At 36.8% G+C, this 15,039-nt stretch carries 16 protein-coding genes and 1 pseudogene; 15 read left to right on the top strand and 2 right to left on the bottom strand.

Annotated elements, in window-relative coordinates:
- Positions 1-148 precede the first annotated feature (148 nt).
- A complete protein-coding gene (locus tag N1I86_RS05295) occupies positions 149-895 on the bottom strand; it encodes a hypothetical protein (protein ID WP_341095288.1) in 747 nt (248 codons plus the stop codon).
- A 194-nt stretch (positions 896-1,089) separates the two neighbouring features.
- Here N1I86_RS05295 and N1I86_RS05290 point away from each other — a divergent pair, with 194 nt between their 5' ends.
- The 3 genes from N1I86_RS05290 to N1I86_RS05280 all read left to right on the top strand — a co-directional run bounded on the left by N1I86_RS05290 (position 1,090) and on the right by N1I86_RS05280 (position 3,586).
- Entirely contained in the window at positions 1,090-1,857 is a 768-nt protein-coding gene (locus N1I86_RS05290; protein WP_341095286.1) for a hypothetical protein, read from the top strand.
- Positions 1,858-2,230: 373 nt separating this feature from the next.
- On the top strand, positions 2,231-2,485 hold the full coding sequence (locus tag N1I86_RS05285) for a hypothetical protein (RefSeq protein WP_341095284.1): 255 nt from the start codon (positions 2,231-2,233) through the stop codon (positions 2,483-2,485).
- 513 nt (positions 2,486-2,998) lie between these two features.
- Positions 2,999-3,586 (top strand): GNAT family N-acetyltransferase, encoded by a 588-nt coding sequence (locus N1I86_RS05280; protein ID WP_270584342.1) that lies wholly within the window; start codon positions 2,999-3,001, stop codon positions 3,584-3,586.
- A gap of 442 nt (positions 3,587-4,028) precedes the next feature.
- Here N1I86_RS05280 and N1I86_RS05275 read toward each other — a convergent pair whose 3' ends face one another.
- Positions 4,029-5,402 (bottom strand): IS1380 family transposase, encoded by a 1,374-nt coding sequence (locus N1I86_RS05275; protein ID WP_341097263.1) that lies wholly within the window; start codon positions 5,400-5,402, stop codon positions 4,029-4,031.
- A gap of 155 nt (positions 5,403-5,557) precedes the next feature.
- On the opposite strand from N1I86_RS05275, the pseudogene N1I86_RS16690 reads away from it, so the two are divergent.
- The 12 genes and pseudogenes from N1I86_RS16690 to N1I86_RS05220 all read left to right on the top strand — a co-directional run.
- A pseudogene (locus N1I86_RS16690) lies at positions 5,558-5,710 on the top strand (GNAT family N-acetyltransferase); the annotation flags it as partial.
- A 407-nt stretch (positions 5,711-6,117) separates the two neighbouring features.
- The gene (locus tag N1I86_RS05270) at positions 6,118-6,918 is read left to right on the top strand and encodes an SDR family oxidoreductase (protein WP_147542799.1); all 801 of its coding nucleotides are present in this window, start codon (positions 6,118-6,120) and stop codon (positions 6,916-6,918) included.
- Between the two features lie 51 nt (positions 6,919-6,969).
- Positions 6,970-8,898 carry a BglG family transcription antiterminator gene (locus N1I86_RS05265; RefSeq protein ID WP_341095277.1) on the top strand — a complete coding sequence of 643 codons (1,929 nt, stop codon included), beginning with the start codon at positions 6,970-6,972 and terminating at the stop codon, positions 8,896-8,898.
- Between the two features lie 4 nt (positions 8,899-8,902).
- The gene (locus N1I86_RS05260; RefSeq protein WP_341095274.1) at positions 8,903-9,355 is read left to right on the top strand and encodes a transcriptional regulator GutM; all 453 of its coding nucleotides are present in this window, start codon (positions 8,903-8,905) and stop codon (positions 9,353-9,355) included.
- Between the two features lie 5 nt (positions 9,356-9,360).
- A complete protein-coding gene (gene srlA, locus N1I86_RS05255; protein ID WP_341095272.1) occupies positions 9,361-9,909 on the top strand; it encodes a PTS glucitol/sorbitol transporter subunit IIC in 549 nt (182 codons plus the stop codon).
- A gap of 33 nt (positions 9,910-9,942) precedes the next feature.
- Positions 9,943-10,989: a PTS glucitol/sorbitol transporter subunit IIB gene (gene srlE / locus N1I86_RS05250; protein ID WP_003354720.1), complete on the top strand. Its 1,047-nt coding sequence runs from the start codon at positions 9,943-9,945 to the stop codon at positions 10,987-10,989.
- 110 nt (positions 10,990-11,099) lie between these two features.
- Positions 11,100-11,465, top strand: coding sequence for a PTS glucitol/sorbitol transporter subunit IIA (locus N1I86_RS05245; RefSeq protein ID WP_040341561.1), 366 nt, complete (start codon positions 11,100-11,102; stop codon positions 11,463-11,465).
- A 609-nt stretch (positions 11,466-12,074) separates the two neighbouring features.
- Complete coding sequence (locus N1I86_RS05240; RefSeq protein ID WP_003354722.1) at positions 12,075-12,533, top strand: LytTR family DNA-binding domain-containing protein; 459 nt, start codon at positions 12,075-12,077, stop codon at positions 12,531-12,533.
- Positions 12,530-12,940 (top strand): DUF3021 domain-containing protein, encoded by a 411-nt coding sequence (locus N1I86_RS05235; RefSeq protein ID WP_341095267.1) that lies wholly within the window; start codon positions 12,530-12,532, stop codon positions 12,938-12,940. The genes N1I86_RS05240 and N1I86_RS05235 overlap by 4 nt, the downstream gene beginning before the upstream one ends.
- A 46-nt stretch (positions 12,941-12,986) precedes the next feature.
- Positions 12,987-13,304 carry a dihydrodipicolinate synthase family protein gene (locus N1I86_RS05230; RefSeq protein ID WP_327805880.1) on the top strand — a complete coding sequence of 106 codons (318 nt, stop codon included), beginning with the start codon at positions 12,987-12,989 and terminating at the stop codon, positions 13,302-13,304.
- Between the two features lie 304 nt (positions 13,305-13,608).
- Positions 13,609-14,385, top strand: coding sequence for a yteA family sporulation protein (locus N1I86_RS05225; protein ID WP_040341562.1), 777 nt, complete (start codon positions 13,609-13,611; stop codon positions 14,383-14,385).
- Between the two features lie 145 nt (positions 14,386-14,530).
- Positions 14,531-14,662, top strand: coding sequence for a hypothetical protein (locus N1I86_RS05220; RefSeq protein WP_255288016.1), 132 nt, complete (start codon positions 14,531-14,533; stop codon positions 14,660-14,662).
- Positions 14,663-15,039 lie beyond the last annotated feature (377 nt).

The following is a 15,039-nucleotide window of genomic DNA, read 5'->3' as shown; positions in this document are numbered from 1 at the left end:
TCCCATTAGCCAACCATGAAACGAGCTTCACTACAGATGACGGGAGGTAATTCGCTCTTCCATGAGAGTTGAACAAGAAATCAACAACAAACAATAACCGAGTCCTAATAAAGAATTTTCATTATATACGTAGTTGTAGGTGCCTTATTTAGTCAGTGTCTTCATATAGTTTTTTATTTGGTGGAACTTGATTAATGAATGCTTTATCAGTTCCTAATCTTATAGCAATTTTCCCATTATGTTCAAAAAACACGATATCTTCTTCATCAGAAGAAGGGAGTGGAATATGGATTGCTTCTTCATATTCCATCTTTTTATATCTCAATTTAGACAAATCCAACTTTTTATATTGTTTCATTTCATGTAAAATACTGTGTGCATCTTGAAAGGTTCGGATGAAGTCATCATCATAAAGTAAAAACATTTTCACGATATCAACGAATTTGTTTTTTTCTGGTATCCAAAGTAATGTTTCCTTATTAAAAGCTATCGTAATTTGGTACTGTCCTGTGTTGAAATCCTTATAAAAATTAATTGCAACATCACGCATCATTTCAATCCTGTCTTTATCATAGGTAAAAGCCTTTGCTTTATTTATAGGTTCTGGAGCGAAACTTAAATTACTGATTAAACAGTTAAACCCGTCATTATCGTGATGTTCTACTATGAATCCATTCTCTGTTGATTGCTTCAGTATATCTTCTCCGTACCAATGTGCCATAATAAATCTATGTAAGTACATTTTTAATTGTGGAGAATAAATGTATTCACCGTTAATAACCCATTTGACTGCATTAATCTTTTCCCACAGTTCCTCTGTGTAATCGGTATAGCCGAGCTTGTTTCTTTTGTCACTTTTAAAAACTATCCTATCTCCTTCACGAAATATTTTCATGAATATTCACCCCGAAAAGAGAGAGTTATGTTATTTAAACCTGTCTTGATAATAGACTATATTTATCATTATAAAATAGATGGTATATGCAGAAATATGTTTATTATAGTATCAAGTTAAATAATTTTAATAATCTTGTCAGAAAAAAATTAATTGAAGAGACTATATACGTATGTCGATTGGAGATGGCTGTTTTGAGTATAAGTGAGGTTAAGCAGTTTATTGAACAAAGAGTGGAAAGTTCTTCTGTTTGGATTAATGGAGAGCTTTATCCCTTATTCAACGATAATGTAACAATGAGTCGTGAAAACTTCATAAATCAAATCGTATTTGAAGTGTACTATGATGCATATTTGAAACTTGCCCCTTCCATGACTTTGAGGGAGTTTGCTAAACAAAATAGCTTTAAAGGGCGTTTTGACAGCTTTGAAAGCTATTATAAGAAAGTGCAACGTGATTACCAATCGTTTCAGAAACACAAAGATAACCAATACTTAGAAATTTGTAGATATTTCGGATTTTTTGATAATATTCAGCTATACGATAATATTCAATATCAAAAGCTTTCGGAGATAAAAGCAAGAATAGAGGGACATAAACTAAAGAAGTATCAGATATTTCAGTTGTTGAGAGTAATGGACTATGATGTATTTGAAAGTATTAAAACAGGGGCGATATGCAACAGTAAAAAGAAGGCGAGTGCCGAGGTCATTAAATTATTAAACAGTATCAATGATGTTTATGATGAAATTAGATACTCCAAAGATATGACATACTTTGAAAAAGGGGTTCAGTTTTTTCAATTAGAGAATTCAATTCGATATGAATTTTTTTATCGAATAATAAAATTGCTGAGAAAAATTGAAGTACCTCAGAAGGGCAAAGGAGTAATCAGGCAAAATCTAAAGAAATTGATTGCTGTAACAAATGGGTATGCCTTATATGAAACCGTTTTATATTAGGAAACCATGATTACTTTAATAAACTTGAAGAAGTAGCAACAACAGAAAATTATTTATTGAAGGTTGTTCACGAAATCTACCAAGAAATTTTCAATCTTAGTGAGATTAAGTACGAAGTAAAACAGGATGTCAAAAATAAATTTAATTTCAACAATAACTCTTTTGAAAATGACGATGTAGAAGAATTTATGGAAAACTATATTGGAAAGGGACAACATATAATCAATAATAAAACTATTGATAAAAATGATGTAAAGCATTTTCGGGATTTATACAAGAGTGAATTATGATAAAATCCCGTTTTTTGTCCTTAATACACTTCCCTGCATTATTTTATATTAAATATACAGCATAATACAGGGAGGTTAAGTTTATGTTAATTCTTGAAGATAAAGAAGGTAGACAAATAAAGGCTTATAAGACAAAAGAAATGTCCACTGAAAGTTATGATTATTCAATTCACCGTACCAAGAAGGATTCTATTGACGGCAAATCATATCGATTCCATTATTACAATTATGGAAGTAACTTTTACTTTTATTATCCAGAAAGCCGTAGATGGTATAAAATAACTTACTTTGACGAGGAGAATCTAAATTTTAAAATTGTGGGGAAGGTAAGGGAATAGAATGATAAATCTCTCTTTCCCTAATCCCTATATCCTGTTACTATGTAAGGAATAAATAAAGTCCTGCCATATAAAATAAAGTCGTAGCAAAATCAAAATAAAGTTGTGCAAAAGGGCAGGAGCAAGGCAGGGGAAAGGAAAGAGGGAAAAGGGAAAATCCTTTATCCTCAAGCCTTTTCCCCTATTTTCTATCACGACTTTATTTTCAAACATAATAAAGTTCTGCCAGAAAAAATCGAAGCAAAAATCGAGAAAATGAGCGATTCGTGAACGACTTTATTATGAATGGAAAAATATAGGAGGCGTAGGAATGCGGGTTGAAGGGGTGGAGAGTAGCAGGAGTTTATTATGACTGAACATAAAGTTTTAGAACTTAAATAAACTCTTGCCATTCACGATAAACTCCTGCCAAAATGAAAACAAAGTTGTGCAAATGTGTTGGAAAAGGCTTGAAGGAGAAATCCTTCTCCTTCAAGCCTTTTGCCTATCTTCTGTCATGTTAGGTTGCGAAAAATGTTGCTGACAGGAAAAAGAATTTCTCTGCGGACACCTACGCAAGATGATCTGCCAATTCTGTATAACCTGATATATGGTGTTGAGAATCCAGAATGGAAAAAGTACAACGCTCCTTATTATCCGCTTGAATTTTGCACTTTTGAAAAGTTTTCTAAGAGAATGGAAGAAAGAATGAATGTTACGGATGTACCAAGTCAAATGATAATAGAATGTCAAAATCAAATTATAGGTATGGTTAGCTATTATTGGGAGGATAAGCGTACACGATGGCTTGAAATGGGAATCGTCATATATTCTCCTGAACATTGGAATGGTGGATTTGGAACCGAAGCATTATCTTTATGGATTGACTATCTCTTTGAAAATTTAACCATCGAGAGAGTGGGTCTGACGACTTGGTCCGGAAATCCACGAATGATAAGATGTGCGGAAAAATTAGGAATGCAATTAGAAGGGAGAATGAGAAAATGCCGCTACTATAATGGCGAATACTATGATTCTATTCGGATGGGCATTCTTCGAGAGGAATGGAATGGTTTTAAAAAGAATAATCCCTTATTCGATTCCCATGAAAGAACGAGTTAATGTTTATATCTGCGATGAAGGTTTGCTTCATGGTTAATGGCAGGAGAGTTGAAGTAATATATGGAGAGGAGGAATTATTAGTGACCGAAACAGTTGTGACCATTACAACAGATCATTTGGATCAATGTATTGAACCTTGGAATGAAAGTTGGCCGTATGAAACTGCTAAATAAAGGCTTACGAATTTGTTACATACTCCTAAATTTACGGGATTATTTTGGAAAAGTAATGATAACCTGAATCCGTGATGAATTGAAATCGACTTTGATTTTGTTGTAATTTTGATGGATTGATAATCCATAAAACCCTTTTTATGCTTATGACCTATGTCATCTCTATTTCCGAAAATGGAACAAATCTCTTTTTTAGGTATACGAACCAAAAAAATAGACAAAAAAGCACAGGGAGTGACGTTGGACATTAGTGCCCGAACATTCGTTCGTTATCTTACCTCTCTCCATTTCTGATAGACGTTCAGTAGGGGCTCGCTATAGCCACTCCTTCGCGTCAGTTTCATCCAGGTCTGTCGTGATCGACGGACGAGTCGCCCTGCCATCGTGATCACCGTCTGAATAATCGTCTTGATGCGGCGGCGTTTCACTTTGTGGTGCAACGGATGTCTCGGATCGCTTAATAGATCTTGTCCAATCAGACGAAGAAGATTGTAAACGAAGGCTCCCATGACCAACACGAGCGCATTCGTTTTCATCTTCCCAGATGGAAGCCGCTCTAAATCTAAGTCGCTCTTCAGTTCGCTATGAAACTGTTCGCATGTCGCATGGTCATGATACAACGCGAGCACATCGCTCATTCGAACATGCTCGTATCCTTTGAGCCGCACCCAATAGCTTTCCACTTCATAATCAGGAACGAGCATCAGCTGTCCATTGCGTTCCATCGTCCGTTCCGTCACTTGGGTGACTTGAACGTACGTATACGTGTTTCCATCGATCGCTGCCTTCTGTGGAAGGCATAGCTCATAGGTTTGTACTCCTTCGCTTTGTCCATCATCGACACGTTTGCCCTTTTGCGAAGCGATCTGGAACCAAAGCGCTTTCGATTCTCGGCGTAAGTTTCGCTTGATGACAAAGTCCACGTCTTCCTTTAGGCATACGTGCACATTCGCTTCTGCATCGTTTCCTGCATCCATGCGAACAAGCAGACGAGATGAAGTCAGTTGACGAGCTCGACGGATAGCGGTGACTAAAAACGAGGGCATGTTGTCTTGCACATGTTGTTTCCCTGGACGCAACTCGGCATGAACGAGATACCCTTCCTTCCCTGCATACGCAAACAACGGTGTAAAACCGTCAAATCCTTTATACGTTCGACTGACTCCTTCTTTTTTCGTATCGGAGTTGTCAAATGGGGAACCATCTATATCAAGGGGAAGCCATGTCGTCTTTCCTTTGGTCCAACAAGGGGACAAAGTGGCATGTCGTTGAATCAACAGACGTATGGACTCCTCCCAAAGAATCGTTTCGGTCATCGGAAGACAAGCGAGCTGATCGAGTCGTTGTCGCAAGGTTGGAGAGGAAGGCACGTGCTGAATCCCCATCGATGCCGAAAAGATATCGTCCTGACGATACGCTTCGATATGATCGAAATCCGTTTTTCCTGTGGCAAGCAAGCCAATCATCGAGCGAATGACATCGCTATGGGAAATGTGCACTTCTCGACGAACCGTTGGAAGCCGAAGTGCGTTTACCCGTTTATCCAGTTTCGTTCGATGGAGTAAGTAGCCAACGAGAGCAAGCCCAGCACTTGGGGTAATCGCTTCATCTGTCAATACAAACCGAATCGGGAAATCTTTCATCACATCACCTACTTGATGAAGAATCGTCAACGTCGTTTTTCCTTATCGTATCAACGGTTTGCGACCATTGTAAAGATGTTTTGTCACGGATTCAGGGATAAAACTACAATTGGTTTTATAGCAGGAAACAGCAAAACAACTTATCAAGGACTTTTTATTTAGCAGAATTATGTATCAATCATGAAATACAAGGAAAAGGTTGTGGCTCTAAACTTCTCCAATTTTTAGAGAAAGAATTGCAGAAAAAACATTCAAGGCATTTATCTTTTAACTTCCAATGGGATGACTGGCAGATCATTCATGTTTAAAATCAAGCATCATTTATGGTCCTATTCTTTTAATATATTGACACTTTCCTTTCCCTATCGTTTAAAGTACTTTCCCTTCTCTAACTTTAAATTCCCCTTTCATTCTAAATTAGTTAGACAATACGGCGAGTTTCGCCCATTTTTTTTGAAATGCAAAGTTATTTGATACGATTAGATTTTGCTGAAGTGAGTGTGAGCGCTCGCAAGGAACATTTTTTTCTGTTGCCAACCGTTAAGACAAAATCAGGACAAAAATCTTTTATATAGAATGCTCCCTTCATTCATACACCTTTTTGCACTTAAAGTGAAAAACTATGTATTAATTTTCTATTAAAAAAATATATTATAAATCTGAAAAGAAAAATGATTGCGTTTTCAAAGTTGTGATTGAAACGGGGGGCAATGTGATGATGAGATCATGGCTGGAATTGGAAGGAAAGGTAGCAATAGTGACAGGAGGAGCATCAGGTATTGGACTTCATATTGCAAATCAACTCGTTCATAACGGTGCTCAAGTGGTTGTTTGTGATGTAAATGTTGAAACAGGTAAACAAGAAAATGGAATTTATCACATTCAATGTGATGTCACAAACAAACAAAGTGTTCAAGCAATGGTTTTAAAGACGATTGAAATGTTTGGAAAGATAGACATTTTGGTTAATAATGCAGGAGGGAATTTACCGCGCCTCTTAGTGGATTATCGTGGAGAAAACAGTAAGTATGAATTAAGCGAAAAAGATTTTGATTTTATGGTAGCTGTTAACCAAAAAGGCCCTTTTCTCTGTGCACAGGCAGTTGTAAGGGAGATGTTGAAGCACAATAAAGGGGTTATAATTAACATTTCATCCGAAGCGGGCATGGAAGGTTCGGCCGGCCAGAGCTGTTATTCGGCAACAAAAGGTGCTTTAAATGGTTTTACTCGTTCTTGGGCAAAAGAATTAGGAAAATTTAATATCCGAGTCGTTGGTGTCGCACCTGGTATTAACGAAAAGACGGGTTTAACCAATTTTGAATATAATCAGGCGCTCGCATACACTCGCGGAGTGACCGTGGATGATCTAGAAACAGACTATGCCAAATCTATTCCGCTTGGTCGAGTTGGTAAACTAGATGAAATAGCTGACTTAGTGTGTTTCCTTGCTTCAGATCGAGCAAGCTACATTACTGGGACGACCATAAACATTACTGGAGGCAAGTCCCGGGGATAGATCGTTTTATTTGCGATGACTTTTGATTCCACTTATCAAAGGTGGGATGTAATGGTGGATTGTTATGCGGAAGACAAGATATATCAAATCCTCTGTTTAGGAGTGAAAAAACAATATTACTCACTTGATTCTTTGGCACAAAAGCTTGGAGTAAGTACGAGGACTGTTCGAAACTATATTAAACAAATAAATAAAGATTTAAAAGGGATTGCTTATTTCAAGAACATGAGAGGAAAAGGGTTCTATTTATATATAGAAGATCACGCAAAATTTGAAGAGAGATTCAAAAAAATTTCTCAACAATTATACATCATGGATACACTTCAAAAACGCCTAGCTTTTATTATCCAGCATTTAATGACAGAAGATAGCAACAACACGATTGATGAATTAGCGTTCAAAATGAATATTGGCAGAACGACATTGATTAATGATCTGAAAAAAGCTGCTGCGGTATTGAATCCATATCAATTAAAAATTATTGGAAAGCAAAATAAAGGTTTGTATTTAAGTGGTGAAGAACTGAATTTACGGCTTTTTGTTATAGAAAATATTTACGACTATTTGTACAGTGATTATCCTCTTGATAAAGAGATCAAGGAGATTGTTTTACAAACATCTCAGAGTTATGCGATCGAATCTTCTTCGCAGGAAATGATTTTAAAATTCGTTACGTTGATGTTAGATCGGTTATTAACCGAACATCCACTGGATCACATTAATGAGAAGTATTACAAATTATTAGAGACAAAAGAGTTTAAGATAGCCAAAAAAATGGCTGACTTAATAGAGGCAGAGCTGAACATTGCTATACCTGTACCGGAAATTATTTTTATCACATTACCAATAGTGGGTAGAAGAACACCGGCGAATACCAAGTCTATGGCAGAGATCACCATTACTGAGGAAATTAAAGCATTAATGAGTTTCATTATTGAGAGACTTGATTCAGAGCTGAATATTAAGCTAAATAATCAGACTTTGATGAAAGATATCGAATATCACTTGACGTTCATGATAAACCGTTTGATATTCGACATTCGCTTAAAAAATCCTTTGTTGGGAGATATCAAAAGGAAATATCCGGTTGCCTATAAAATGGCCGAAGTGGCGGGGAAAGTGATTGAAGAAAAGTATGATATTTCAGTTTCAGAGGATGAACTTGGGTATTTAGCTTTATATTTTGGAGTATTCATAGGAGAAAACGAAAATAGAGAAAAGTACTTGCGGAAAGTAGCGGTGGTTTGCGGTACTGGAAGAGGAACGGCACGTATAGTTGTTATTCAATTACAGAGAGTGATTGGAAATCATGTATCGATTGATTTATTTTCAGATAATGAAATAACGAAAGAAATTTTATCTGATTATGATCTAGTGTTTTCCACAGTTAATATACCATTTCCATTAGAGCAGCCTTTAATTCAAGTAAGTGAAATTTTTGATGAAGCTTTTGTGGCAAAGGAAGTGGAGAAAGTCGCTCTTTATAAAAAATATAATCTGCCTCGGGTTAAGTTACAACATTCAATACTTAGTGCACTCATGGATGAAGATCGATTTTTTATACTAGATCACAATAAGGATTACTGGGAAAATATTTGCGTTATAGTTGACAGCTTATATGAAAAAGGCTACGTGGATGTGGAATTTAAAAAACGCCTTAAAGAACGGGAGGAAAAGGGAACAACTATATTTGATAGTTATATCGCACTCCCTCACACTCTGAATTATGCAACGGAGGAGATCATTTTATCATTAGGGGTCTTTGGCTATCCTTTGAAAACGGTTTCTGGTAAAGAGATTAAATTAATTTTTTTACTTGGGGTACCTCAACATATGAAACAAGATTCAAGTTTATTAGTCAAAGTCTATGATGAAATTATTGCTATTGCGGGTGATCAAAAATTAATAAATGGACTGGCGATGTCAAAAAGCTATACGGAAATATCCCGATTACTTGAGCATAACGTAAGGGGATGGTAAAGAAGTGTTTATCATAATGTTGTTCATGGCAACTGCATTTTTGATCCAGTTGGTACTTGGATATTTTCAAATTCGAAATTTTGCAAAGACATATGTAGAATTACGGCGCAAAGGAAAGGTAGCGATTGGAAGAAGACCAGGAAAATTTAGAGCAGGTACGATTGTTTTATTTGCGGTTAACAATAAGGGAGATATCCTTGATGTGAAAAAATTGCAAGGTATCACCGTATTTGCTAAATTCAAAAAATTGCAAGGATTTGAGAATGAAAATATTTTATCTATCAATAGCAGTGATTTAAATCATTTTAATAAATTAGTACGTGTTGCTATTGAAGATGCCATCAAAAATTACAAAATCATCATGAATGGGGGAGAAATACCAGAAAAGATGAACGCTTACAGACGAATCATTACAAAAGCGGAAAATCTCTTGATGGAAAAAAATAATGTGGGGTGAATCAAATGGAGTTTTTAGTTAAATTTGCTGAAGGATTTATGAATCTTTTTAAAACAGGTGCGCAAACTTTTACTTCATGGATGACCAATATCATTCCTGTCGTCTTGCTTTTATTAGTAGCTATGAATACATTAATTCGTTTAATTGGTGAAGAAAGAGTAAATTGGTTGGCGAAAAAATCCGGAAAGAATCCTATAACTCGTTATATGGTACTTCCATTCTTTGGGACTTTTATGTTAGGAAATCCAATGTCATTGTCACTTGGTCGTTTTCTGCCTGAGAAATATAAACCAAGTTATTACGCATCCGCTGCTTATTTTAATCATACTAACAACGGTTTGTTCCCTCATATAAATCCGGGTGAACTATTTGTTTACTTAGGTATTGCAGCCGGCATCGAGAAATTAGGATTAAGTACAACGGAATTAGCTGTTCGCTATTTATTGGTAGGTTTAGTTGCCAATTTTATATCTGGTTGGGTAACGGATTTTACAACTGCATGGGTATCCAAGCAGCAAAATATGAAATTAAGCGATGAAATCAAACTACAATGAATAAAACGTATGAAAAAAGGAGAGGGTTTTCCCATGGCCGATTATCAGTCAACAGAAAAGCATCCATCTCATAAAAAATATAGATCGATTAAAGTGGTAAGAGGAAATGGCGGATTTGGCGGGCCGCTTATTATCACACCAACTGAAACTAGAAATAAAATTGTTTATATTACAGGCGGAGGGACTAAACCAGACATTGTAGATAAAATCGCTGAGTTAACAGGCGCAGAACCGGTTAATGGTTTTAATACCACTGTTCCAGAAGAAGAAATGGCTGTAGTCATCATTGATTGCGGCGGCACACTTCGTTGTGGAATTTATCCACAAAAAAGGATCCCAACAATTAATATTATGCCAACAGGCAAAAGTGGACCTTTAGCAAAATATATTACGGAAGACATTTATGTATCGGCAGTTGGACTAAAAGAAATCCAGCCTGTCGAGGAGAAGATGAAAGAGCTTCCGCAGGAACAATTAGAACAGCCAGAAGAGAAAAAATACAAATATAGTACGGATAAGAAAATTTCGGAAACAAAAGCATTGGAAGAAAATAAAAGTTTGTTAACCAAAATTGGATTAGGGGTAGGTAGAGTTATTAATACTTTTTATCAGGCGGGTCGTGATGCCGTTCAAACACTCATTACCTCTATCATTCCATTTATGGCGTTTGTATCTCTGTTAATTGGCATTATCCAAGGATCAGGGGTTGGCAATTGGTTTGCAAACATGATGTCTCCTCTGGCAGGTAATATCTGGGGGCTTATCATTATCGGTTTTATTTGTTCTCTACCGTTTTTGTCGCCTTTACTTGGTCCTGGAGCAGTTATCGCACAAGTTATCGGTACATTGATTGGTGTAGAAATTGCCAAAGGCAATATTCCGCCAAATTTAGCACTGCCGGCTTTATTTGCCATTAACACACAGAACGCTTGCGATTTTATTCCCGTAGGACTAGGGTTAGCTGAAGCAGAACCGGAAACAGTAGAGGTAGGGGTGCCCTCAGTACTGTACTCTCGATTTTTAACAGGAGTACCGCGTGTATTTTTAGCCTGGCTAGCAAGTTTTGGTTTGTATTCTTAATCCTTAATCATTTTTCCATTGATGAGCTAGTATATGGAATAATTTTTAAAGAAATATAAAAGAAAGATATAGGAGGTTGGCGGCACGGATTAATGCTAGTGCCGGATCGTATGAAAAAAATTTACGAAAACACCATTAAAAGTGTTGGTCCAATGGCGAAAGAATTTTTTTCAGAAAAAATGTTGATCTTGTTTGGTGACAGTGCACCGGATGAACTTAAAGATTATTGTTTTGTCATTGATGTTGTGGAAGTAAAAGAAGAAATTCAAGCGGGGGACGTACTGTATATTGATGATGAAAAATTCACCATTACGTCTGTAGGCGATGTAGTCTGTCAAAACCTTAGTAGGTTAGGTCACATTACTTTAAAGTTTGATGGTTCTACAAATCCTCAATTGTTGGGAACATTACATTTAGAACAAAAAGAATTACCCAAAATCGAAGCAGGTACTAAACTTAAAATAATGAAAGAATAATAAGAGTTGGTTGAAAGTGATGATATTAATAACTTTGTTTGGCTGTTAGTAATCTCCTAATCTAGTTCATATTTATTGAGGATGTGGTTCCAAGTTTATGCGAATATTTTTTGATTGCGGTTGTTGCTACTAATCCGTCAATGATGGGCAAAGAGAATCAATCTTATTTAGATTTTCGTTCAACTCTTTAAGGATATCTCGATATAAAAAGAGTGAAAAACTTTATATGTTGTGATTGTTTAATCAAAACGAAAACGTTTTAAATGATTGATTACAAGTTTGCTGGAAGTGTGGATCGAATTCATAAAACCAGAATATCTGCTGTTCCAGTGATTGTTTCCATCCCTTGGAGATCTATTTTAGGTATTTCCGAGGTGATGGATTTTTTTATGTATGAATGTATGGATTAAGTGTTTTACAACATGTTCTTTATAAGTTAGAGATTCTCTTTTGGAATAAATAATTTTCTCATAAGAATGCATCTGACAGGACGATTTTTGCCGGATAGCATTGGAAAATGACCTTTTAGCTTTATTATGAAGACAGCCATTGAAAGGACGAATACAATTTAAGTAGCAAGAAATGTATGTATAGAAGGAGGATGGGGGAATGAAAGTGTCTTTAGATATTGACAATGACTACGATGAGACGACCGTGACCATTCACTGTAAAGAAGTCGATGACACAATTAAAGAAATTCTTGATTTCTTAAAAGGAATGGAAACGGAATTTATCGTGGGTAAGAATGGGGATATGAATTATATTTTAAAGCCAAATGAAGTTCATTTTTTTCGTACAGAAGGAGATTTTGTTCAGGCTGTCACAGCTAAAGGAACATTTAAATTGAAGGAAAAGCTGTATGAGCTCGAAAAATTGCTTCCCTCTAACAAATTTGTTCGCATTTCTAAGTCCGTTATTGCCAATCTCCATGAGTTGAGTCGATTTGAAGCATCGTTCAACGGCACTCTATGCGTTTATTTTAAATCAGGAGAGAAAGAGTATGTTTCGCGGCATTATGTCCAAGCAATTAAAAAAGCATTAAAAATGAACAGGGGGAAAAAAGAATGAAAGCTTTTTTATACAGAAGCATCATTGGAATATTGATCGGTTCCTTTGTGTCCGTCATGGTCACCGGCTGTATCATTTATTTCGGTCATATACAAGTTATTGATGGTGAAATTTTTATTAAAAACTCGCTGGGCTCCATATTTTGTGGATGGTTTTTTACCGTATCTCCGCTTTATTTTGAAATAAAATCACTCCGTCTTTCGCAGCAAACGGCTTTGCATTTTATTACCATCATCGTGCTGTATTTTAGCTTGTCCTTAGGAATTGGATGGCTCCCCTTTGATATAAAAAGCATCTTGATTTCAGCAGCTATTTTTATAGCCATCTATATAGTCATTTGGGTCAGCTACTATTTATATTACAAAAACTTGGCAAAACGAATGAATGAAGATTTAAAGAAAATATAATAAAACATTCCCTTCAAAAGCGGTTTTGAAGGGAATGTTTCTTTTATTGAATACATTATTTTTAGGTGGAGATGGATCGATTGCTTCAAGTGTCAATTTTGCACCGGAATTATCGCTAGGCATTTATCAAGCGTTTCAAAATGGAGAAATGGAAACGGCCTTAAAGCTCCACCAGCGCTTGGCTTACTTGCCTCTTTTGTATAAACTGGATTCGCCGTTTGTCAATGTAGTGAAAGAGGCGATTGCACTGAGAGGCATCAATGTTTCAACGTATGTTTTGCCGCCTGCCCGACCACTTGATCCGCTTAAAAAGGAAGAACTGAAAAAAATATTGCAAAAAGCTGGAGTTTTATCATCGTCATAATCAAGAACGGCCCGATCTGTTCATCGACAGATACGGGCCGTTGAAGTTTTCGTGTTGAACGTTTGCTTTCTATCAGGGGGTATTATTTTGCCAAGTTTTTTTCGAATTGGATAAGAAATGAAATTTTCAACAAGAGATTGTACCAATGCAGTGCAGAATAAAAAGCTGCAGCTGGAAACAAGAGAAGGTTACATAGGTAATGGATTCAAAATGCGGATGATCCATCATGATGGATTCTCATTCCGGGGATGAATGTTTTTCTGGATTGGTTGCATACTACGGAAAGAAGAAAGGAGTGGAAGGGATGCTATCACAAGACCAAATTACCGATTTTCGGGGGCGGCTGTTAGATGCAAAAAAGGATTTAGAAAAAAGGTTACAAATGAACGATCGTTATAATCTAGAAAGCGGGCATCCTCACAGTTCGGTGGGCGAACTGTCCAGCTATGATAACCACCCTGGGGATGAAGGTACAGAGCTTTTTGAAAGGGAAAAAGATTTGGCGCTGGACGAGCATTCCCGACTCGAATGGCGGAATATTCGTCGCGCGCTTGATGCCATAGAGAATGGAACGTATGGAATATGTGAGAAATGCGGAAAAGAGATACCGTATGAACGACTGGATGCACTCATAACCGCAACCACATGTAAAGAACATTCACCGGATCAGGAAATATCACGTTCTCGTCCGGTGGAAGAAGAAGTATTAACGCCTCCATTCGGGAAATTTGATGGTGACGATCGAGATGAATCGGTTGCTTTTGATTCGGAAGATTCTTGGCAAGCAGTGGCGGAATGGGGAACTTCAGAAACGCCGTCGGATTTTATTGAATCTCCGCTTCATTATAATGATATGTATATTGAGTCGGAAGAAAATGTTGGATATGTAGAAGATTATGAGAATTTTATCGGAAATAATATTGTTGGAAAAGGGATCAAGGTGTACCCAAATGATCAACATGAGATATTCGAAGAAGCTCTTGACGAGGAAGGAATCATGACTACTTTCGGCGATCTCCATCCTTTTGAACGAGAACCTTATGTCGAAGATAAAAAAAGAAAACGAACCCGTGACGAATAAGAGCGGATTTTTCGTTGTGGTGGATCGCTCCATTATTTTGGCTGCTTTTGAAAAAAGGAAAGCAGCTGTTGATGTTTGTTGAGACAAAACCGTTCAGCATATTTCGTTCAAAAAAGGAAAAAATAAAAAAGGGGGGAATGATCATATGGGAAAAACAAAGGCCGGAAATGCCAACGCGCAGCGCAACAACCAGGCAAAGCAAAAAAACGGTTATCCTAAAATCACTAATTATGCTCAAATGGAAGCAGAAATCATGCGTGAAAAAAAGCGGGATTAAAGGAATTGGAGATGTCTTGTTTTACCAGTTGAATAATTTTAATATAAAGAAAATTATGAATATCCACAATATACACAATCATATTGTGGATATTATTTTGAAGAGCACCAGTCGGGATGGACTGGTGCTTTTTGTGTGCGCCCGGCATGGGTGTAATCTATAGGGTGAAAGTCCCGAGCTGCGAAGGCAGAAGTAGCAGTTAGCTTAACGCAAGGGTGTCCGTGGTGACGCAGAATCTGAAGGAAGCGGGCGGCAAACTTCCGATCTGAGGAACACGAACTTCATATGAGGCTAGGTATCACTGGGTGAGTTTGCACAACAAAACAAAGCCCTTTCTGCCGAAGGTGATACAGAGTAAATGAAGCAGATGGATGGAA

It is taken from the genome of Bacillus sp. FSL W8-0116 (assembly GCF_038003825.1).
In the GTDB taxonomy this organism is placed as follows: domain Bacteria; phylum Bacillota; class Bacilli; order Bacillales; family DSM-4216; genus Bacillus_O; species Bacillus_O smithii.
The sequence above is the reverse complement of the archived record's forward strand: the minus strand, read 5'-3'. Positions and strand labels throughout refer to the sequence as shown.

Excerpts from the sequence above, each read along its gene's own strand:
- N1I86_RS05295 (WP_341095288.1), bottom strand. The coding sequence starts at position 895 with ATGAAAATATTTCGTGAAGGAGATAGGATAGTTTTTAAAAGTGACAAA.
- N1I86_RS05285 (WP_341095284.1), top strand. The coding sequence starts at position 2,231 with ATGTTAATTCTTGAAGATAAAGAAGGTAGACAAATAAAGGCTTATAAG.
- N1I86_RS05280 (WP_270584342.1), top strand. The coding sequence starts at position 2,999 with ATGTTGCTGACAGGAAAAAGAATTTCTCTGCGGACACCTACGCAAGAT.
- N1I86_RS05275 (WP_341097263.1), bottom strand. The coding sequence starts at position 5,402 with ATGAAAGATTTCCCGATTCGGTTTGTATTGACAGATGAAGCGATTACC.
- N1I86_RS05270 (WP_147542799.1), top strand. The coding sequence starts at position 6,118 with ATGATGAGATCATGGCTGGAATTGGAAGGAAAGGTAGCAATAGTGACA.
- N1I86_RS05265 (WP_341095277.1), top strand. The coding sequence starts at position 6,970 with ATGGTGGATTGTTATGCGGAAGACAAGATATATCAAATCCTCTGTTTA.
- srlA (WP_341095272.1), top strand. The coding sequence starts at position 9,361 with ATGGAGTTTTTAGTTAAATTTGCTGAAGGATTTATGAATCTTTTTAAA.
- srlE (WP_003354720.1), top strand. The coding sequence starts at position 9,943 with ATGGCCGATTATCAGTCAACAGAAAAGCATCCATCTCATAAAAAATAT.
- N1I86_RS05245 (WP_040341561.1), top strand. The coding sequence starts at position 11,100 with ATGAAAAAAATTTACGAAAACACCATTAAAAGTGTTGGTCCAATGGCG.
- N1I86_RS05240 (WP_003354722.1), top strand. The coding sequence starts at position 12,075 with ATGAAAGTGTCTTTAGATATTGACAATGACTACGATGAGACGACCGTG.
- N1I86_RS05235 (WP_341095267.1), top strand. The coding sequence starts at position 12,530 with ATGAAAGCTTTTTTATACAGAAGCATCATTGGAATATTGATCGGTTCC.
- N1I86_RS05225 (WP_040341562.1), top strand. The coding sequence starts at position 13,609 with ATGCTATCACAAGACCAAATTACCGATTTTCGGGGGCGGCTGTTAGAT.
- N1I86_RS05220 (WP_255288016.1), top strand. The coding sequence starts at position 14,531 with ATGGGAAAAACAAAGGCCGGAAATGCCAACGCGCAGCGCAACAACCAG.